At 62.7% G+C, this 19,741-nt stretch carries 14 protein-coding genes, 1 tRNA gene, 1 pseudogene and 1 CRISPR repeat array; of the genes and pseudogenes, 4 read left to right on the top strand and 12 right to left on the bottom strand.

Features of this window, described 5'->3' with window-relative positions:
• Positions 1–118: 118 nt before the first annotated feature.
• A complete protein-coding gene (locus OU11_RS07010; RefSeq protein WP_033515616.1) occupies positions 119–949 on the top strand; it encodes an HD domain-containing protein in 831 nt (276 codons plus the stop codon).
• Between the two features lie 232 nt (positions 950–1,181).
• On the opposite strand, the gene OU11_RS07005 is transcribed toward OU11_RS07010, so the two are convergent.
• Both OU11_RS07005 and OU11_RS07000 read right to left on the bottom strand, forming a co-directional pair.
• A complete protein-coding gene (locus OU11_RS07005; RefSeq protein ID WP_052122766.1) occupies positions 1,182–2,348 on the bottom strand; it encodes an ATP-binding cassette domain-containing protein in 1,167 nt (388 codons plus the stop codon).
• Positions 2,345–3,694 (bottom strand): FtsX-like permease family protein, encoded by a 1,350-nt coding sequence (locus OU11_RS07000; RefSeq protein ID WP_033515614.1) that lies wholly within the window; start codon positions 3,692–3,694, stop codon positions 2,345–2,347. Before OU11_RS07000 ends, OU11_RS07005 begins: the two co-directional genes overlap by 4 nt.
• A gap of 380 nt (positions 3,695–4,074) precedes the next feature.
• Between OU11_RS07000 and OU11_RS06995 the strand changes: the two genes are divergently transcribed.
• Positions 4,075–5,724 (top strand): hypothetical protein, encoded by a 1,650-nt coding sequence (locus OU11_RS06995; protein ID WP_033515612.1) that lies wholly within the window; start codon positions 4,075–4,077, stop codon positions 5,722–5,724.
• Between the two features lie 129 nt (positions 5,725–5,853).
• Here the strand turns inward: OU11_RS06995 and OU11_RS06990 are convergent.
• The 9 genes from OU11_RS06990 to OU11_RS08680 form a co-directional block, all read right to left on the bottom strand.
• Positions 5,854–5,941 (bottom strand) — tRNA-Ser (locus OU11_RS06990).
• Between the two features lie 247 nt (positions 5,942–6,188).
• Positions 6,189–6,554, bottom strand: a complete 366-nt coding sequence (cas2e, locus tag OU11_RS09030) for a type I-E CRISPR-associated endoribonuclease Cas2e (RefSeq protein ID WP_081963514.1) — start codon at positions 6,552–6,554, stop codon at positions 6,189–6,191.
• The gene (cas1e, locus tag OU11_RS06985) at positions 6,548–7,726 is read right to left on the bottom strand and encodes a type I-E CRISPR-associated endonuclease Cas1e (protein ID WP_081963513.1); all 1,179 of its coding nucleotides are present in this window, start codon (positions 7,724–7,726) and stop codon (positions 6,548–6,550) included. Before cas1e ends, cas2e begins: the two co-directional genes overlap by 7 nt.
• Position 7,727: 1 nt before the next feature.
• Complete coding sequence (gene cas6e / locus OU11_RS06980; protein ID WP_033515611.1) at positions 7,728–8,420, bottom strand: type I-E CRISPR-associated protein Cas6/Cse3/CasE; 693 nt, start codon at positions 8,418–8,420, stop codon at positions 7,728–7,730.
• Complete coding sequence (gene cas5e, locus OU11_RS06975) at positions 8,417–9,253, bottom strand: type I-E CRISPR-associated protein Cas5/CasD (protein WP_081963512.1); 837 nt, start codon at positions 9,251–9,253, stop codon at positions 8,417–8,419. The genes cas6e and cas5e overlap by 4 nt, the downstream gene beginning before the upstream one ends.
• A 3-nt stretch (positions 9,254–9,256) precedes the next feature.
• A complete protein-coding gene (gene cas7e / locus OU11_RS08685) occupies positions 9,257–10,447 on the bottom strand; it encodes a type I-E CRISPR-associated protein Cas7/Cse4/CasC (RefSeq protein ID WP_052122763.1) in 1,191 nt (396 codons plus the stop codon).
• 74 nt (positions 10,448–10,521) lie between these two features.
• The gene (casB, locus tag OU11_RS06965; protein WP_052122762.1) at positions 10,522–11,193 is read right to left on the bottom strand and encodes a type I-E CRISPR-associated protein Cse2/CasB; all 672 of its coding nucleotides are present in this window, start codon (positions 11,191–11,193) and stop codon (positions 10,522–10,524) included.
• A gap of 38 nt (positions 11,194–11,231) precedes the next feature.
• Positions 11,232–12,920, bottom strand: coding sequence for a type I-E CRISPR-associated protein Cse1/CasA (gene casA, locus OU11_RS06960; protein WP_161782768.1), 1,689 nt, complete (start codon positions 12,918–12,920; stop codon positions 11,232–11,234).
• Positions 12,913–16,293 (bottom strand): CRISPR-associated endonuclease Cas3'', encoded by a 3,381-nt coding sequence (locus OU11_RS08680; RefSeq protein WP_081963511.1) that lies wholly within the window; start codon positions 16,291–16,293, stop codon positions 12,913–12,915. The genes casA and OU11_RS08680 overlap by 8 nt, the downstream gene beginning before the upstream one ends.
• A gap of 611 nt (positions 16,294–16,904) precedes the next feature.
• Between OU11_RS08680 and OU11_RS06945 the strand changes: the two genes are divergently transcribed.
• Together OU11_RS06945 and OU11_RS06940 are read left to right on the top strand one after the other, a co-directional pair.
• Positions 16,905–17,162: a DUF4160 domain-containing protein gene (locus OU11_RS06945; RefSeq protein ID WP_033515608.1), complete on the top strand. Its 258-nt coding sequence runs from the start codon at positions 16,905–16,907 to the stop codon at positions 17,160–17,162.
• 10 nt (positions 17,163–17,172) lie between these two features.
• Positions 17,173–17,427, top strand: coding sequence for a DUF2442 domain-containing protein (locus tag OU11_RS06940; RefSeq protein WP_033515703.1), 255 nt, complete (start codon positions 17,173–17,175; stop codon positions 17,425–17,427).
• 262 nt (positions 17,428–17,689) lie between these two features.
• Here OU11_RS06940 and OU11_RS06935 read toward each other — a convergent pair.
• Positions 17,690–18,877, bottom strand: a pseudogene (locus OU11_RS06935) (IS110 family RNA-guided transposase); the annotation flags it as partial.
• Between the two features lie 410 nt (positions 18,878–19,287).
• Positions 19,288–19,682: a CRISPR direct-repeat array (repeat unit 28 nt; unit sequence GGATCATCTCCGCGTGTGCGGAGCAGAC).
• Between the last annotated feature and the right edge of the window lie 59 nt (positions 19,683–19,741).

Here is a 19,741-nt window from a genome sequence, read left to right as displayed (position 1 = left end):
CGGGACGTGAATCGCATACGCGGTGGATTTCGCGCCGTGGATTCCGCAATCACACAGCAGGTCCGTGGCGCGGGGCCGTTTCCGTGATTGGTGGGTTGAACGGGCGTAGCATGAAGCTATGAGCGGTTACATCCCCACTATGGAACAGATCGACGAACTCCACCGCAAGATCGCCCCCTCGCAGGCGGCCTACGACCTGATCCACACGCACTGCGTCATCGTCGCTGATATCGCCCGCCGGCTGGCCCGCCGCCGCAACGCCCTGTTCATGCGCCGTTGCACGCTGCCCGCCGACGCACCGGAGTGGACCGGACTCTACCGGGATTTCCCGGACTGCGTCTCGGCTGCGCTCCAAGGCCGTATGACGGAATCCTCCGATTCGGACGACGGGGACAACAAGGACGACAGGGGGGCGTCTGTGGCAGCCCCTACCGACGGCGTGACCGGCGGTACGGTGCCGCCACGGCTCATCGACGAGCGCCTGGTGGTGATCGGCGGCCTGCTGCACGACATCGGCACCTACTACGTATTGAAGAAGAAACACAACGGCAGCGACGGCGGACCGTTGGAATTCAGCAAGAAACGCTACATTCTGCACGGGCTGCTCGGCTACGAGTACCTGGTTGGCGAGGGTGTGGACGAGTCGATCGCCCAGTTCGCCCGCAACCACACCGGCGTGGGGCTGACACGCGACAGCGTCATTGCCCAGGGTCTGCCGCTGCCGCCCGACGACTACGTGCCGCTCAATCTGGAACAGGAATCGGTGATGGTGGCGGACAAGTATCACAGCAAATCCGTGCCGCCCAAGTTCGTCTCCGTTGACGCCTACACCGCGCGCGCCGCCCGTTTCGGAGAGGATAACAAACGGCGCTGGCTCGAGCTGGTGCGCGAATACGGTGTGCCGGACGTGCCGGCGCTCGCCGAACATTGGCACATGCGGATGATCTGATTCGTTCGACTCGGCTCCCATGCGCCGTATTGTGTGTGGAAGGACAGGTACCGCGTCTGAGGCCGGTGACAAACGGAGTCTGGACGGAGCCATTGGTACTCCACCTGTCACCGGCCTCAAACGCAACATCGTCAGGAAACCAATATCCGGTAACGGAGTGTGACGACAGGGCTGTTCTCGCCGAGAACACCGCACGGCTTCCGGCAGTGGAGCGTGATGGCGGAAGCCGACGTCAGAGCGTAACGCTCTGATCCACCGATTCCGCGGCGGCGGCATCCTGTGTGACGACGACCACGCAACGCTTCGGGTCGCCGTGCGCGATGGCGCGCAGCAGGCCGATGATCGCGTCGCGCTCGTCGTCTTCAAGGCCTTCCACCGGTTCGTCGATCACCACGATTTCGGCCTCGCAGCACAGTGCGCGTGCGATGGCGACGCGGCGGCGGTCGACCTCGTCCAGGGTGCCAACGCGGGCGTCCAGCAGCTCCTCGCCCAATCCCGCGGCCAGCAGCTGTTCGCGGGCCAGCACCGGCTTGGGCTTGAGGAAGTTGCGGTTGGAAGCATCCATGGCATATACGAGGTTCTGCACGGGGGACAGGTCGTCGCGCACCGCGAACCGCTGCGTGGCCAGACCGACGCGGTGGCCGCGCAGTTCGAGCGGTTCGATCTCGTCGTATGCCGCGCTGCGGTTCATGATCTGACCGGACTCCGGGCGTGTCAGTCCCGACAAAAGGCCGACCAGCGCGGACTGCGCCATCGTATCCCCGTCGGGGACGAGGATGGCGGCGAGTGTGCCCGTCTCGAACGCGCAGGTCAGGTTTTCGATGGCGGCGCGGCCGGTTTTGCGGTCGCGGTAGGTCACGTTGTGCAGTGAAAGCGTCGGATAGGAACGCAGCAGTTTCAGATCCTCGTCGCCGACCCCGACCTCGCGGTCGATATGGGAGGAGACGGCCGTGACGGAGGTCGCGGAGCGCGGCGTCTGGGATTCCAGCGGCGATGCGTCATCGTCGGCGTCGTGCGGCATGGCGAGGTCCAGTGTGGCATTAACGCGATCGGCGTTCGCCGCCGCGACGTCGGCGCCGCCATCGACGGGAACCGCCTCGTCGACGGGAGCCGCCTCGTTAATGGCTTCGGTTTCGTCGTCGGTTTCGTCGGTTTCGTCGTCGAAGTCCACGTCAAACTGCAGATCATCCTCGACGACGTCGAGCAGGTCGTCCGTGGCGTCGGTATCGTCGCTGGCCGCAGCCTCGGCACCGGTTGTCGCAGGGTCTTCGGCGGCGGCCGCATCCGTATCGGTTCCGTTCTCGACGGCTTCGGTGATCTCGTTGGCGTCGGTTTCGTCCATGGCGGTCTTGTCGATCTCGTTGGTTTCGTCCATATCCTTCATTTCCTTGTCGGTCATGCCGTCACCTCCGAACGGGAATCAAACAGCGACTTACGCCGGAACACGATGACGCGCACCAGCGCCACCATCGCCAGCACCAGACAGCAGCCCAGCCCCGCACCGATCACATGCCAGGCCACGTCGGCCGTCATCGCGGTGGTGTGGCCGTCGGTCAGCGCGGCACCCAGCGGACCGGCGGCGAAGCCTCCGGCCAGCGCGCCGATCGCGAACGCCGGCAACGCCACCATCAGTACCTCCAGCATGAATTGCCAGCCCAGACGTCCCTTGGACACGCCCACCGTCAGCGCGTAGCCGATCTCGCCGCGGCGGCGCGCCACGTTGACGATCGTCAATGCCAGCAGCAACAGTCCGCCGACGATCCACATGACGGGCATGGCCGTATGCGTCGCGTCGAACAGCGCATTCAGCGGGGCGATGGATTTGCGATACGCATCCAGCGACGGCGAGGAGATCGCATAGCCGTCCTTCATCTCCGTATCGGAGCCCTCCACGGCCTTGACGAACTTCTGATAATCGTCCGGGCTGCTCATCATGAACATGATGTCGATGTCCGGCTGGGCCCATCCCTTGGCATCCTCGGAATCCAGCCCGTTGGTGACGATGAACGTATAGGCGCTCACGTAGATCGCGTTGCGGCGGTCGTCCTTGCTCAGCGTGGCGTCGTCGCCACGGCCGGCGGGGGCGTCATCATCCACGTACTCGTAGATGCCGCGGACCGTCATCTCGAAAGTGGTGTCCGCGTCGGTCGGATCTCCGACGGTGAACGAGTCGCCGACCTCCAAACCGTTCGCATCGGCCACCTCGCGCGAGATCAGCGCTCCCTTGGGCGCCGAACCGCCATAGCTCAGATGCTTGCCTTCCACCACCTTGTAGCGGCCCAGGTCGTTGGAACGGGCGGCGTCCAGCGTGTAGAAGCCGCGCAGCGTGAACTCGCCGCCGGTGTCGTCGGAGGAAGGCGCGTCGTCGGACTGCGCGGCCGAGCCGACCGGCTTCAGCGAATCGCTCTGACGGACCGGCACCGACTCGGTGACCGTATAGCTGAACTGCAATCCCGCGAGCTGCGCGGACGTGGCATAGCCGGTGTAGTCGTCCCAGGTGAGCAGATTGTCGGCGGGCCAGTCGGGATCCGCGCCATCGCGGTCGGCGAAGCCCTGGTCGGTCAGGCGAATCGTGGCGGTCGCCTGCTGCGCGTCATAGGTGGCGCCGTTCGCCTCATCATGCTCCGTGGCCACCGCCAGGCCGAACATCGAGCCGAAAGCAACGAGCAGCACAATCAGGAAGGTCAGCAGCGAGCGCCAGGGTCGGCGCGTGACCGCGTACCATGCGTTCTTGAGAACGAACATGCGGTGAGTCTCCAGTTCTCTAGTTCTCTCGCGGCGCGGCGGTTACGGTTCCGTCGCGAAGCTGGGTGGACGGGGGCCGTCGCGCCGGTTGGGCGTCGGCACCCCGTAGCCACCACTATGGTCAGGCTACGTGTATGTTATCTTGCGCATTTCTGTTATACCGCTTGGGGAAGTCTGGGAGTGGGCTGGAAGGGGTTGGGAGGCGGGGCGGTGGAAACGGTGGATGCGGGGGCGTTTGTCCACATGTGCGCAAGCGTCGGTCCGCATATCCACAATTGCGTGTGGGTGGTGGCGGACATGGCGCGGGTGTGCCACAGTGTCCTGTACGCGCCGGCGAACCGGACCGTCCGGGGATGCGCGGCGTGACGAAGGGGATGACGATGACGACGTTGAATATGGATACGGTGGGTTTCCTGCAGACGGTGAACCGGCTGGAACGGCGGTTCGGTGAACTGACCTCGCCCGAGGCGATGCGCGAGGCCTGCGCCCACCCCGAGGGGCGGGACCCCGTGGACCACAGGCTCTACGAGCTTTCCTCCGCCGTATTCGGTTGCGGCGGGTGGACGATGACGATGTGCGTGACTGCCTCCTCGCTGATCGGCAGGCTCATCGACGAATGCCGACGGTTCGTGGAAGGGTCGGCATCCATCGTGCGCGAGTACGGCATGGCGGCATGGCTGTACGACCTGATCAACGATTCCACCAAGGCCGTATTCGTGGGCGATCCGTCGGACCGGATGCCGATGTGCATCCAGCCCGTGGACGGCAAGGAGCTGGTCCGCCGATGCGCGCGCAACGGCAAGCGTCGGTATGGGCCGAAGCGGCAGCGCATGCGGTCGATGGTCGACCATATGAACCAGATGCACTGGCTCGCCGCCTACAGCATGCTGCGCTGGGGCGAGCGGGAGCCGCGCTCGCTGGAGATCGCCGACATGTTGCTCACCCAACCCGGTCTGGGCATGTGCCTGCTGCGTGAGGATGACACGGTGATGGCGTTGGGCGCCGTGCCCGACACCGGGTATCGCCGGCCGGTGGCGTATATCAGGCAGTTGCGTGCCGCGGGCGACCTGGAGTACGCGCGGGCGCTCGCCGACGGCGAGGCGACGCCGTTGGACGGGGAGCGCGTGCCGGGGTTCGCCGAGGTCGATGCCCGGTATGTGTATGACGCCGAGCGGTTGATCGAGGCGTATGAGGCGATGTGGCGCGAAGGCGGCAGTGCGGCGTTCCGCTCCGGCAGCGAGATCCTGCAGTCGGTGGAGCGGGGCGGGGGCAATCCGGATGTGCCGTTGTGGCGGAACACGGTGTATCTGCGTGACTTGGCGGATTCCCTGATGGGGCCGTTGTTCGGCGGTGATTTGAGCATCGGGTTCGAGCAGGGCGACCGGGCCCGGTTCGACGAGGGCGTGGCCCAGTTGCGTGAGTTCGTGGAGTTCGTCAAGGAGGTCGGGGTGCTGATGCTGCCGGCGTGCGTACTGCAGTTCTATGCCGATCTGCAGATGCGGGACTTGTACCGGAAACTGGACGACCGTGTGCGGAAGGAATACGGCTGCTTGTTCGAGGAAGGCGGGTGCACGGAAGCCGTCGGTGTCGGGGACGGCGGCGGCGAAGGTGTCGGTATCGGCGGGGACGATCGCGCCGATCGCGCCGATCGCGTCGACCGCGCCGATCGTGTCAAGGGGGACGTCATCGATGGCGATATCGGTGGCGGTGCCGAAGGGGATGCTGAGGGCGATACCGGGGATGATGCCGAGGACGGGCGCAACGAGTTGCTGGAGATCGGCGCCGGTCTGGCCGCCGTGACGCTGTCGCGGATGCCCGACGAGACCTTGGCGCGGCGCGGTGCGATAGCGATGCTCCAATGCGACCCGTCGCGGTACAACGTGATGGTGATGGAACTGCTGGAACGCGAGAACATCACGTTGGACAAGGACGGCGAGGCGGTTCTGAAGGACCTGGAATCGCAGCTGGAAGAGGTCGTGCCCGACATCGTGGACATGCCCTCGCCGCTGGTGCCGGCAGCGGAACGGTGACGGCCTGTCCGTTCCGATTGCTGGGGCCGGGCCAGATTGCGCGAGCATGCGTGGGTTATCGGCCTGGCGGATGGGATAGGGTGGTCCGGATGTGAAAAAGGTCTTGGCCGCAAGGCCAAGACCTTTGAATGGCGGAGGATACGAGATTCGAACTCGTGAGGCTGTTACACCAACACGCTTTCCAAGCGTGCGCCATAGACCACTAGGCGAATCCTCCACGGCGTTGCGATGCATACGCATCTCAAGCACAAGAAGTAACCATAACACAGTATCGGGACAGTTCCAAATGCCGTGCGTCTGCGGCGAGTCGACAATTGCGATTGCGGATCGGTGACGCGGGGCGTAGGGTCGTGGAGACTGATTGTGAGTTTTGAGATGACCGTCACTGCGGTCGAACGCGGAAATGTGGTGGGCGTCGGAGAATCAGGACGTTACGACGTCGTGTCCTCGGTCGTCGCACGTGTCTATCGGCCGAATCGCCTCATTTTGGATGCTTTGCTCCATCCAGTTCGTCGAGTGTGTTCGGAATGCTGCGCATTCCGCTGCTGCGTTTGTGAGGTGTTTGGTCGCATAATCAGCGTCAGTCCTTCATAATCCACCGGTTCCCATTCCTGACCATGCGTCTTGAAGGCCAGCCCTTGCTCGTTATCGGTCGAATACGCCATGATCGCTCGTCCGTGCTTACAGTTCTCGCGAATTTGCTCCCACAACAGTTCTCTTACTCGTGCTGATACTTTGCCCACATATACGCCGGGTGATATTTCCATCAACCACCGGGTTAGGTGTCCTCGAAGGCGTTCGGGGACCACTGCCAGAACCACTACTACCATGATGGCGGCTCCAAGTCGTCGAATAGCAATGGCTTTGCGTCCTCTCGAGCTGCATCCGGCGTCATGTTTGATGAAGCATCGTCGGCACTTTCATTGACGTGAGAATATGCGGTGCGCGGAGAATCATTTGCGTAATTCTTCCCCGCTTCCACCATGCCTTGCCGCCCGGCCCAGAGGTTGAGTTCGTCGTTATAGTCCTCGTCCTCCTCAGAGGAAAAATCGTCGATATCGGGAGGAAACTCCGTGACGTCGGAGTAGTAAGCCACATCCGATTTTTCTGACTGCGGTGGGTGCTGGGCCAGGGAACGGGGCCCTGTATCCGCCGCTCCGTCTGCGGTCAACAGATAGCGGATATCGTGTACGCATCGCTGCATGAAGCGTCCATCACGCATATGGTCGCGTACCGCTCGACGTGCAGCGACGCCGATGTCCGGAGGATCTTCGTCCGCAAGATTAAAGGCCAACGGAATGGTGATTTCGACCTTGTACAGGTCGGCGATGTCGTAGACGAAGCTGCGTTCATTGCGTGCATGAACGAAACCGAGTCCGGGCGAACAACCGAGTGCCACGATGATGGCATGCACCACGCCGTACAGTGAAGTGTTCGCCGCGGAAAGTGCCTTATTCACTGTGTCGGACGATTCGAAATCTTCCACCTTGTAAGAGCGCCCATGCCAAGGCACTCCGGTACGTTTGGATTCCTTCTCGTACGCTCGGCGTACACGTGTTCCCTCTTTGCCGAGCAACTGCTGCATGGTGAGATGCGATGTGTCCTCGTCCGGGAATCGTATCTCGTACATGCGGCGAGCCACCTTCAATCGAGACCGTTCGGAGGACACCAGCTTCGCTTGTGCCTCGAGCAGCCGTGTGGAACGGGAGAGCGATGCGCCGTGACAGTAGTATCTGACGCCCTGCTCGCCGACCCAGATGCAGGTCGCCCGCGATTCGGCGAGCAGGGATATGGCGGCGTGCGTCACGGTACTGCCGGGGCCGAGCATGAGCACGCTGAGCGTGGCGGCGGGCACGTGGACGGTCCCGCGTTTGTCGGTGATCGTCACGGCGTTGCTGTCACGGTTGACCACGCAATGTTCCACATACAGGAACGACAGACGGTCCTCCGCCCGCGCAAGCGATGTCAGCGGCGGTGGTTTGATGCCCGGGACGTCCGCCATCTCAGGCTCCGGTCGCTGTGTCGTCCGACGCCGGGCGGGGAACGGGGACGATGGTGAGCAGTCCGAACCCGTACCCGCGGCCTCTGCCGATTCCTGTGACCAGCGCCTGCCGGAACGCTGCCGGATCATCGATGGCGAGGAACCCGTCGAAGATGGCCGAGTGCAGCGTCACCTGCCGGTCCTGCCGCATGAACGAGACGGCGCCGGAATCCCTGACGATGACCTCGGGCACGTCAAGCCGGTTGATGGGGATGTGGAACCCGCAGCGCGACGCCTGTCGGGTCAGCCACTCGATCTGCTCGTCCTGTTTGGTGATCGGGATGCGTTTGCCGCGGATGCCGGGCTGGCGCGACCCGATACTTTTGGTCGGGTTTGCCTTGAGTCGGAACCGCCATTGTTGTCCGGTGGCGAGTTGCCCGAGGAACGGGTCGTAGCTGCAGGTGGCGATGTCCGACAGCTTGGCGCCGAACTGCTCCTGAACCACCGCCGCGTTCACGTAGCCGTCGCTGACGATGTACAAGGCGTGGGTGGCGTGTCCGGGGTCCAGTCGCCACAGTGTGCGCGGCTGATTCGCATCCGGGGATCCGGAGGCCGCCGCCCGCTGGACGATGGCGTGGATGCGCTCATTCGACGCCAACGCGTGCCGGGCCGCACGATGCCGTGGGTTGATGCGTATGCGGGTGAACGTGGTCATGCTTCGGCCTCCTTGTCGGACGTCGCATCGGCTTCGACCGGTGCCGACAGAATGGCGGTCATCGGGTCGTGGGTGTCGGCGGGGAAATCCGTATCCCGATACTGGCGGCGATTGCCGGGGGATGGGGCGTCCGGAGACGTCGGCACCTCGACGGTGGGGCGGGGGCGCACCGCTCCCAGCCGCACGACCGTGCGTTCCGTCCAGAGTCTGCCACGCGGGTCGAAGCTCTGTGGGGAATCGTTCAGGATGAACGTGTCCGGGTCGTTCGTCGCGGCGTCGGGGGATTCCACGAAGATCTCCGCCTCCAGCCTATTCGGGAAGCGCCGGGCGTTCCACAGGCAACGGCGTTGGTGGAACTCGGTCGCCTGCCAGGGGGCGGATCGGAGCGCATCCTCCAGGCTACCGTCCACGATCCATGTGGCGATCGGACCATCGGGCGGGCATGACCGGCGCCCCAGGAACAGCGGGAAGTGCGGGGCGGCCAGGGCGTCCGCGTATTCACGCAGCCGTGTGTCCCCGTCCGGGTCCTCCAGGGCCGCAAGGAACACGGCGTCCGACAGGTAGTGGCGGTGTGAGAGCGGCATCGACTCCCCGGCGTCGTTATGCGCCGTGTGGAAGTCGTCGAGCAGCACCCCGGGCTGGTCGACGCGCACACCGAACCGCAGCCCCTCGAACCGGTCCAACGGTTCCGTTCTAGCCATGCCAAGTGCGGCAGCGATCATGCCGATGACGCCGCTTTTGGTTGGATAGGGCTCCGTGGACCGCAGGGAGAATCGACTGTGCGACCCCCACGACTGCATTGGTCCCTTGAGTCGTATCAGCAGGACGCTCATGGCTTACTCCCGGACCAGGCGCGCGGCGACCGCGTCCCCGAGCTCCGTCAGCACGTCGCGCAGCGGCTGCCGCGCCGCGAGCTGGTCGGCGGCCTTGGTATCCTTGCCGACTCGGACCACCCATGTGTGCACCGGCGTCGTGCCGTAGCTGGCGTCGATCTCCTGCTCGCGCTCGACTAGCGCCTTGGTGGCGTTGGCGACGATGTCGCCGGCGATCGGACGCTCGAACGCGCCGGCCAAGTTGACGGCCTGCGTATCGCGCAGGTTGACGACCACCAGATCTGGCAGGGTGTTGTGCGCGAACGAGTTGATCTTACCGTTGGGCACGGTGGTGGAGAAGGCGTCGATGAACGCGGTGACGGCCTGCACGGTGGCATTGGCGTCACCGAGCGTATCCAGCAGCCTGTCCACATCCACGTTGGCATACCGGTAGAACGTGGCGGAGTTGAACTCGACGTCGCCAATCATGGCGGCGCCCGCATCGCCCTCCTCATCGCTGTCCTGCTTGACATCGTCCACGGCGGTGAAATAGTCCGAATCGAAATCGACCCGCTGCACGCTGATGGCGTGGGCCACCTGCGCGGCCGCGTCCACGTTCAGGTCCGTATCGTCGGCGACCATACGGCCGAACAGGGCAACGTCGATGGCGCGGTCGTTCTGTGCTATGGCTTTGATATGTTTCTTCACGTCGCTGGATTTGATGAATGCGGTCGGGTCTCCTGATGCGATGGCATTCACGGCGATTTCCGCGAGCTCATCATACTGGTGAGAGCCGAGGAACAGCAGGTAGGTAGATTGTTCAAGGTCGTCGTTCTGTCCACTATCTTTGGATGTACGCGGTTTGACAAGAATCTCGCTGTCCTTTTTCTTGCTCTTCTTGCCCTTCAGTGCTACAAGAAGAATGGATTTCGCGACTTCGGCTGAGAGCTGTGGATCCGTGTCCGGCATACGGTCAATAATGTGTTTATTTAGTACTTCGACGACCCGCTTGGTGCGGATGCCCAGTTGATTGGGATCGACGAGTTCGCGGAACTTGAGTCGGGTCGGGCGCTTCCACGCCTGGCTGGAGACCCTGGCGCGGGTGATGCCGCCGTAGACCGCCTTCTTCGGGCTGCCGGTGTCGTCGCGGTTGAGGTTCGAGGGCGGCATGGTCTGCAGGATGTGGATTTCGGCGATGGTGCGGTTGGTTGCCATGATGTTACTCCTTATGGTTGATATGACCGATGTGATTGGGTGGATGCGGATAATGTACGGTCCGTTGGGATGGATCAGTCGTCGGTGTTCGGGGAAGACTGTTTGCGCAGTGCTCCGAAGTAGTCTCGTCCCCATTGCAGGCGGACGCGGTCGCGGCGATACGGGTTGTTCAGGTCGACGAGATCCTCGGCGAACGAGGCGTAGTCGAATGGCAGGCGTTTGGCGTGTAGCAGCTGAATGAGCCCTCTGGCATGGTGGACGATTTCTGTGGTGTCGTCGGCGGTCAGCATGGAGGAGAGCCGTCGATAGATGCCGGCCTCGTTGGGGTTACCAGAGGCGAGCATGCCGACGGCGGAGCCGAATCCGGTTCCGGGCTTGTGCATGGGGTCGGTGTGCAGTGAGCGTTGGTGGAGGGCGTACAGCGTCAATGTGGTGTACGCCGCCCATTCCTCGACGGTGGGCTCACCGTTGTCATGCCGGGGCTGTTCCGGTTCGAGCAGACCTACGATGGTCCACTCCAGTAGCTGGGGTAACTCCCCGATGGGCTTGCCTAGACCATGCCGAAGCCGGGCCAGTACAGCCACGGCGCGTGAATCGTCGTGCATATAACCCGTGAGTTTCATGCCGTTCCCGGCTACGCCACCATGCATAAGGGCTTTGATTTGTTGGTTGATCCATTGGCCAAGCGGGGTGTGCACCCTGGTGGATCTGATGGTGGGTTGCTGGGTGTCTGTAGCGCTGTCCATACGAGCTCCTTTCCATGATCGATTGGTGGCGTGACTGGTTATGCGTTGTCCTGCTCGCTGCTGATTGATGGGGTGGCGGTCAGTTTGTTGACTGCGGAGCGGAAGAACAGGTCGGCCTTGCCTGCCGATTGCAAGGTGCCGGCGGCATCGTATCTGCCGGTGAATGCGCTCGACGGTGCCTGTGCGAGCAAGGAGTCGCCCAGATCATTGAGTGTGCTGCGGACGATGTTCCTCCATTGTTCGCGGGCCTGATCGGTCTGGTTCGGCGATGTGATGTTTGCTGTCCAACTCCGGTACAGCCGGTCGAACGCTGCATAGGCTTGCTGGGTGGCCTGCGTCCGCCACGCGTCTGGCGGAATCCCGGCGGCCAATGCGAGGTTGGAGGCCAAGGATCGGCAGATACCGGCGCCTTGGTCGGCCAAGTCGGCCGCGGAGATGAAACATTGTTTCAGGTCGTCGGAGTCCGAGGCGAGTACGTGTAGGTGCAGATCCATGGCGTCATCTACGACCTCGTCAATGACGGAGTTGTTGCTGCCGTAGGTCACGCCATAGGCGTGCATCCGGACCTGGATGTCAGGCAACAGTCCGTGGAGCTCAAGCTTGTTCAACCAATCGACCGTCAGCGGGGGCTTGGACTGGGCCGGTTGCTCACCGGATATGGTTCCGGATGGCAGAAATGTGGCGATGCCTCGCCAGATTGCGCGATTTGGCGTATGGGTGCGGGGCATGTACACCTGCGGCCGCCCGAGCGCCTTCGCCTGTGGAGCGCTTTCCCGCCACGCCGTCATCGTCTCGTAGCTGTCAGCCATCTGTGGTTTGAGTTGGTCGCCGTTGGCGATGATGACGCCGGTGACCCATTGGTCGTCGTGAATCAGTCGGATACGACGGCTTGGCCAAGTCATCAGCGTGGCCGGGCCATGGAATCGTCGAACGTCGCCGGGGTGTTCCTGATCGAGACCGGGCGTGGCCAATGCCGTGGGCTGGGAGCGCTCCCAAGCCGGCATGTCGTCGGACCAAGGCAGTGGTTCGCCGTGCGGGGCCAAGGCGCTGCCGACGAAGTTCAGCAGCAGTGTCTGCCACAGATTGGCCCCTTCGCAGATGAGCACGCCCAGATTGCCTGTCCAGGCGATGCCGATCGGGTAGCCTTTGCCTCCCTTGACGCGAGGGTCCCCCACGGCTCCGGACTTGATTCCGGACGGGTCGAAAGCCTGGGCGGTGACCAGCCAACGTGCCGCCTCGGCAAAGGAGAGACGCTGCAGCCCCTCGCCGAGACGTGTGGTGAAGAACGGGGCACCGTTGGGCACGTCGAAGATGAGCTTCTCCAGACCTGAATAGGTGCCTTTCTCCGTGCGCAAGTCGGCGACCTGGAAGAACGGCGTGTGCTCGTCGAACAGATCCCAGCGGTCGGCGTATTGGTCGAGATAATCGGCAATGTCGTCGTTGAATGGTCCCTTATCCCAAAGTTCGCGCCACTCGTCGAAGGACGGTCCGCCGGGGTAGAGTCCGTATAGCACGGCCAGTAGTAGTCGGAGCATCGCCGGGGTCTGTATGGGCATGTCTCCGCCGATGGATCGGATATCGCGGGCATTGATTAGGGCATCGGAGAGGGAGACCATGTGTTCCTTGCCGTCGGAAATGAACGTCGCTGGAATCCATGGTTCGGTGCGTAGGTCAAATGATGGAGTGTGCGGCATCGCTGCCTCCTTCCTTGGAGTGTTATCACTCATCGCGGATCGCCTGCCAGCCGACCTCGGGGGTATAGCGGTACGCGATGGTTCTGCGTATGGGCTTGCGTCGTGTACTGGTGGCTGCATCGTCATTCGGGTATTCCTCGATGTTGACGGATACGCACCCATCTGCATCCAGCAGCAGCAGCAACTGTCCGGCGAGCTCCGGCACCCGCTGCCAATCCATCCACAGGCGGGACACGGCATCCGGCCCGGTGCAGCGCAGTTCGGCTCCGCGGATGAAGGCGTCGAGCGAGCAGCCGGCACTGTATCGGCTGAGGGAGATGGTGCAGGACAGGATATCCCGGATCTGGTCGCCGGAGGGCATTCCCATGCCATTGGGCAACGGGTCGTCGGAATGGAAATCGCCCCAGGCCGGCAACTGAAGCCCGTCAGATGTCTGTTGCAGCACGATGACCTCGACGTTCTCATCGCTGTCGCGGACCGCGGCGCGTGCCTGTCTCGCCTTGTCGGAGCGGCCGTCTGGATCGTCAAGCGGATCACGGTCGAGCCAATTATCAAGATCGCAAGGAGACGAGCCCGGGTCCAGGATACGGAAGGACATGGCGTCGGCCTGCTTGCGGTCTTGCTGATTGACCCAAGCTTCGGCGGCGGCATTCATGGCGTCTCGCCATGATTCCGGACCGATCGGATCGGAACCATACGTGCGTTGCACGAGCTCCGGAATGGCGGTGGGAATATCAACGACACGATTCGCGTCTGGGGATATTCCCAGTGCCGCCAGCGATCGCAGCAACAGATGGCGATGGTATACGGTGGCTACACTGGCGCTGAACTCCGGGGCCGCATCATCCTTCCATTTCGCGATACCGGTGACGAACAGTTGCGGGGCACGCAGACGCTCGGGACGTTCGTCTGCGCCGCGGCGATGCCGATGCAGGCGTCCCGCGCGTTGCAGAATCAGGTCGACCGGGGCGACATCCGTCACCATGAGATCGAAATCGACATCCAACGACTGCTCCGCGACTTGAGTGGCCACAACGATCGCACAATGCGGCCGGTCCGCGCCATCGGGGCCGAACCGGTGAACCAGATCGCGGTCGATTCGTGCGCGGTCGAACGCCAGGAACCGTGAATGCGCCAACGTGACATCGGCCCCTAAATCCTCCGCCAGCTCGCGTCGGATTAGCTGGTAGGCGTGCTGTGCGCGGGCGACTGTGTCTCGGATTACGATTGCGCAGCCGCCGTCGGTGAGCTGTGTGCGCAACAGAGACGTGAGCGATTCGTCGGAGTCGTCGCAATACCGGACCGTGACGCGGGAGGATCTGCCGGATGACTCCGGGGCGATATATCGCGGGGCATCATCTCCGGACAGCGAAATCAACGGATACCGCAGATCATAGGTCGATTGCACGTCGGGAGACGGGGGCGGCGTGGTTGCGGGCGTCTGGGCGGCGTTTGTGGCATCGTGTTCCCGACGCTGGCGCCAACGGGCGCGACTGCCATGCTGCCGTTCGGCGTCAGACGACGTCGCGACGTTGTCGGCGGATTCGCTGTGGTCGTGCCCGCAGGTGTAGTCCAAGGCGTACCGGCGTTCGCTCCTCAGCGCCCGTCTGCCCGCCTCATAGGCCTGCAGGTACGCGAGGCGACGCTGCTGCGGCAGCGTGGCGCTGAGCATGATGACGGGCGTTTCATAATAGGCCAGCCATGACAGCACCCGCTCCATGAACATGTTCATGTACGCGGTGTTCGCATGCACTTCGTCGAGCACGACCACCTTGCCCGCTAACGCAAGATGACGAAGCACCACATGTTTGCTGCGCAGGGCAGCCATCAGCACCTGATCGATGGTGCCGACGACAAAATCGGAGAGATTGCCCCGCTTCCGCCCCGAGAGCCAGGGGTTGACCACCGCGGACAACGCATGCTGCCGGCTGTCGGAACGGCCGTTGGAGTGGCCATCGGAGTTGGCGTGGTCCATGCTCCAACGCAGCTCGTAATCGTCGTTGAATTCGTTGAACGCTGTCTCCGCCGAGGTCCCGTCGCCATGCCGCCGCGTGCGCAGTGCGGCGAACTCGTCGTTCAGGTCACGCTTGCCGTGGGCGAGGAAGATCGAGGCGAATGCCGGGCGATTGCCGGCCGGCAGCTGTTCTATCCAGTTGGTGAAACGCGTGAACATCGCATTCACCGTGGCTTGGGTAGGCAGCGCGTAATACACGCCGCCGAGATGGAACCGATCCGCAAGGCGCTCTGCGGCCAGCAACGCGGCCTCGGTCTTGCCTTCGCCCATATTCGCCTCAAGAATCATCAGACCGGGTTCCGCCATGGTATCGGCCGCCTCCACGGCGGCGCGTTGCGCGGGGCGCAGCGTCGCGTCCGGAATCCGGAAACGCTCGGCGAACAACCGGTCGTACGCGGTGCGTACGCCGTCGGGGGACGTGGTGTCGGGCGCACTTTTCGTCGAGTGCGGTGCCCGCCACGGCGTGGGTATACCGAGTTCCTTCCATGCTCGCGCAGCTCGGCCGGCGGCATTGAACACGGCCTCGTCCTGTTCGGAGGCGTTCAGCGGGAAATACCGTGTGTTGCTGGCGATCCAGTCGCAGATGATCACGGCGGCGGTCAGCAGGGTCTGTGAGCGCTTGGGGACGGGGCGTTGCGGCCATATCGGGGATATGGCGTCGAGCCCGTTGGCGGCGGCCATCCAATCGAATAGTTCGAACCTGCACCGTTGCCAATTGGAAGGGGCGGAGTCGCGGGGCAGACCGGCCAGCCGGCGGGCGCCGGCGTTGCCTCTTAATAGCCGGCGTTGGTCGTCGTTGATTGAGGTGCCGTGGTGTCCTCCGACGACATTGGCCAATCCGAGTGCCGGGAGTGTGGGCTGTGCCTGTCGCGACGTGTTCGTGGGGCTGTGTTCGTTGCCTTGGTCGGAGGTTCCGGGGCGCGCTGTGGCGCGAACCGTGAGCCAATCGCACAGATCGCGATAGCCGACGAGTTCATGCCGGATTCGTGATCTGTTCTCGACCCCGAAGAAGTCGTACTCGATGGTCAGGCCGGTATGTTGCGTGCGCGTGGCGCAGCGTTGATTCATCATCTCGAATGCGGGCGAGGCCTTGCCCGCATCGTGGACGCCGCACAGGAACAGGAGCGTTGCGCGTGCCTCGTTCATGCCACCGAGATCTGTAGCTAAGAGCTCCTTGACGTGATTCGGGAGAAAATCGTCCCAGACATGAGACGCCGTGGCGGCGGTGTCTTCGAGATGCTGCCACAGTTGGAGATAACTCGGATCGGATGGGTCGGCGAGGTTGGTCTTTGCCCATACGGACAGTGTTTGCTCAGATAGACCGTGCGGGATTCCGATGCCAAAATCTGGCGTATCAGAACCGTGTGTGTTCAACTGCGCTGTACTGGCCATGGAACCCCTTTATCCCCGTTGATGTGACTTATCATAGCAGGCTCTGGGAATGCCTGTATGGCAGGTGTTGCCACTGTAATTGCGCTGGTGAACGTAATATCGGTTTAGTTGACGTCAGGTCACCGACATATACCTGTAAAACCGTGTGGTCGCACCACATGGGTCATGCGAACAAAGGCCGAAAAATGTACAATTAGCCTCACTGGTAGCGATAGTGAGGTGCCAATATGAGTCTTAGGGAATTGCGCAAAGCACAGGGCCTGACCCAAGAGCAACTAGCCAAAGGCCAACGTGCCTCGGCCCCGTATCGTTGCGTTTGAAACGGGGTCAGATGGCCGCGATATTGGAGACGCTTCGTTAAACGTTGCTATCCGTATCGCCGACGCTCTTAAGGTCAAGGACTTGCGAAAACTTGTCGCTGAGGACTCTTCGAGTCTGAAAGAAAACAGCGCTGTTTAGGCGTGTGTGTGCCCTAGATATGTTCTTGCCCCGGCCATCGGGCTAATGGTGGTTGGGATGCCGTCGCTCTTTATGGGCGGTGGTGTCCACTCGGAGCGTACCCAAGGTGGACGGGATACGCTTGAGGCATGAAACCTTAAGGAGGTGTGCGAATGCCGGTAATCAGCATGTTTTTCGGAATCATCGTCCGTATGTATGCGGATGATCATAATCCGCCGCATGTGCATGTGTCCTATCAGGGCAACGAGGCTGCTTTTACGTTTGACGGGGAGCTTATCAGTGGCGATCTGCCGCGTAAGCAGCGTCATATGGTGCAAGGTTGGATAGCCATGCATGAGGATGATTTGCGTGCCTCGTGGGAGATTGCCCATGAAGGTGAGCAGCCTTATCCTATTGAGCCGTTGAAGTGAGGTGGTTGAGATGGCGATTGATTATCTGATTCGGGTCACCGAGTGTGAGCCTTTGCCTGGGTATCGGCTTAGGGTCAAGTGTTCGGATGGCGTGTCGGGCGTGTTCGATATGTCCCGGTATTTGGAGCGTGGCATGTTCAAACGGTTGAAGGATACGAGTGTGTTCAATGCCGTGCGTCTGGTTTTCGGTGCGCCGACGTGGCCGGGGAATATTGATATCGCGCCGGAGCGAGTGCGTTCCGATATGGAGCTTGCCACGGCTTAAGTCTCGTCAATTCTTCTGGCCCGCCCATTGTGGCGGGCTTTTCAATGAATGCCCCGGTAGGTGAGACTACCGGGGTTTTGCTTAATCATTGTCCGTTTTGTCAAGCCCCATAGTTTATTACTTGGGGGTGCCCCTATGGTTTTGTCAATCCGTTTGGGGTTGTTTGTTGGTGGCGTTTTCGGGCGCGTTTCGCCCTGTGTCCGGTGCCGTCGGTGTTGGTCCTGCGTGATGTCGGCCAGGCGGCCTTGGCCAGGTCGGTTTGCTTGGGTTGGTAGAGGGTTCCGTTTTTGAGCATGCTGTAGAGGACGTCGCAACGGCGTCGGGCGAGGCAGATGATGGCGGCGTTGTGGCGTTTCCCCTCGGCTCGTTTGCGCCGGTAGTGGGCGTTGCTTTCCGGGTCGTGGAACGCGGCGATGAACGCGGACTGCCATAGGGCGTTCTTCAGCCGTTTGTTGCCTCCTCTTGAGGGGTGCTCGCCCCTGATGCTGGTGCCGCTTCGTCGGGTGACGGGCGCGATGCCGGCGTAGGCGGCGAGGCGGGCCGAGTTCTCGAACCTGGTGATGTCGCCGTCGATGGCCAGGAGAATCTGGCTTCCGGTCTTGGCCGCGATTCCTGGCATGCTGGTCAAGACCGTGAGAAGAGGGTGGTTCTCCAATAGGCGCTCGACCCGCCCCGCCACCTCGCGCCGCTGTCGTTTGAGTTCCATGAGCTGGCGGGCGGTCGCGGGGATCACCGTCTCGGCGGCTTCGGTGCCGGCCACGGTGACGGTCTGCCTGCCGATCGCGTCGAACAGGGAGGCGACGATGGCGGCGGAGTTGCGCGGTTTGCGGCTTCTGGCCCATTCGGAGACGCGCGCGATGCCGGTGCGGCGCATGCCCGCGGGGCCTCCGTAGCGCTCGAGCGGCGCCAGGACCGTGCCGCTGGTGATTCTGTCCGATTTCAGTGCGCGTTCGAACGCGGGGTGGATCTGCGGCAGCAGGCTGCGCAGGCGGTTGACGTGCCGCGTGGTCTCCCATGCGAGGTCCTTGTCGTAGCCGGAGAGCACTTTCAGCCCGGCGAGGGTCTCGTCGTCGCTGCCGCAATCCCTGAGAGTGGACGGCATGTGCAGGGCGGTGAACGCGATCACGTACGCGTCCCGCCCGTCGGTCTTTGCGTCTCCCGGCAGAAGCTGGGCGGCCTTGCGCATCGCCCCTCCGGGCAGGTACGCCACGGCCACGCCCATGTCGCGGGCCACCGCCAAAGGCAGCGAGCCGATGGTGTTGGGCTGGTCCACGACCAGCAGCACACGGCCGCGTTCCGCGAGGCGGGACAGCAGGTCCCGGATCTCCGTCTCGTCCTGTCCGAGAGGTTTGTCATGGACTTTGTCGCCATTCCGGTCGAGGGCGCACGCGTGGTGCGATTCCTTGCCGACGTCAAGTCCGAGCCAGACGCCGATGTCATTGGCCTGCATGGCGGTCTCCTTTGTCCGTTCGCCTCCGGGCCGCCGCGATCGACGTGCGATCATGACGCCCGGTCCCGGCAGCCACATTACGAGGAGGCCTCACCGCGCCCCAGGACCTGCGCGGCGGGCCATGTCCCTATCAGCGGTCACCAAGCGTCCCGTCCGCGGCGGCAGCACCCCCGGATCATGGAAATGACAGGGCGAAAGAGCCATACCGCGGTCGGCGACCAAGTCCCGAATCAATTTGAGGACTCACCTAATACTGTAATGGGCGGAAAGTAGGTGAATCATGGTTTCTGCCGCTGAGATTCTGGACGTTAGCGTTCGGGTTGATTATTCGTTGCAGTTACGTTCATCGTACACGTTTGAGCCGGGTGAGCGCGTTATGGGCGTGCGCGACCTTTCCGGCGGTCACGTTGGGATCATCTCCGCGTGTGCGGAGCAGACGCCAATGTAGCCTCGCGTGTTGTCGATGAAGTAGGATCATCTCCGCGTGTGCGGAGCAGACGGAATCTGGGGGGACGTTCAATATTCGCGGCCACGGATCATCTCCGCGTGTGCGGAGCAGACCCCGCCGCTCGGCCAGATGCTGTCCACATCCGAGGATCATCTCCGCGTGTGTGGAGCAGACCATATGTCGCATCTGAACATCGTTTCATCCATGGGATCATCTCCGCGTGTGCGGAGCAGACACATGGGAGATGCGGACCTGTCCGTCGTTGGAGGGATCATCTCCGCGTGTGCGGAGCAGACAACGGTTGGAACGGCAGCATCGATGGCAACGTGGGATCATCTCCGCGTGTGCGGAGCAGACCTGGTCGTCCATCTCAAGCCGCTGGCGCACCTGGGATCATCTCCGCGTGTGCGGAGCAG

Origin of the sequence: Bifidobacterium pullorum DSM 20433, from assembly GCF_000771405.1 — a bacterium.
GTDB classification, from domain to species: domain Bacteria; phylum Actinomycetota; class Actinomycetes; order Actinomycetales; family Bifidobacteriaceae; genus Bifidobacterium; species Bifidobacterium pullorum.
The sequence above is the reverse complement of the archived record's forward strand: the minus strand, read 5'-3'. Positions and strand labels throughout refer to the sequence as shown.

Bases quoted from the DNA above. Each gene is read 5' to 3' on its own strand.
- OU11_RS07010 (WP_033515616.1), top strand. From the start codon at position 119: ATGAGCGGTTACATCCCCACTATGGAACAGATCGACGAACTCCACCGC.
- OU11_RS07005 (WP_052122766.1), bottom strand. From the start codon at position 2,348: ATGACCGACAAGGAAATGAAGGATATGGACGAAACCAACGAGATCGAC.
- OU11_RS07000 (WP_033515614.1), bottom strand. From the start codon at position 3,694: ATGTTCGTTCTCAAGAACGCATGGTACGCGGTCACGCGCCGACCCTGG.
- OU11_RS06995 (WP_033515612.1), top strand. From the start codon at position 4,075: ATGACGACGTTGAATATGGATACGGTGGGTTTCCTGCAGACGGTGAAC.
- cas2e (WP_081963514.1), bottom strand. From the start codon at position 6,554: ATGGTAGTAGTGGTTCTGGCAGTGGTCCCCGAACGCCTTCGAGGACAC.
- cas1e (WP_081963513.1), bottom strand. From the start codon at position 7,726: ATGGCGGACGTCCCGGGCATCAAACCACCGCCGCTGACATCGCTTGCG.
- cas6e (WP_033515611.1), bottom strand. From the start codon at position 8,420: ATGACCACGTTCACCCGCATACGCATCAACCCACGGCATCGTGCGGCC.
- cas5e (WP_081963512.1), bottom strand. From the start codon at position 9,253: ATGAGCGTCCTGCTGATACGACTCAAGGGACCAATGCAGTCGTGGGGG.
- cas7e (WP_052122763.1), bottom strand. From the start codon at position 10,447: ATGGCAACCAACCGCACCATCGCCGAAATCCACATCCTGCAGACCATG.
- casB (WP_052122762.1), bottom strand. From the start codon at position 11,193: ATGGACAGCGCTACAGACACCCAGCAACCCACCATCAGATCCACCAGG.
- casA (WP_161782768.1), bottom strand. From the start codon at position 12,920: ATGAGTGATAACACTCCAAGGAAGGAGGCAGCGATGCCGCACACTCCA.
- OU11_RS08680 (WP_081963511.1), bottom strand. From the start codon at position 16,293: ATGGCCAGTACAGCGCAGTTGAACACACACGGTTCTGATACGCCAGAT.
- OU11_RS06945 (WP_033515608.1), top strand. From the start codon at position 16,905: ATGCCGGTAATCAGCATGTTTTTCGGAATCATCGTCCGTATGTATGCG.
- OU11_RS06940 (WP_033515703.1), top strand. From the start codon at position 17,173: ATGGCGATTGATTATCTGATTCGGGTCACCGAGTGTGAGCCTTTGCCT.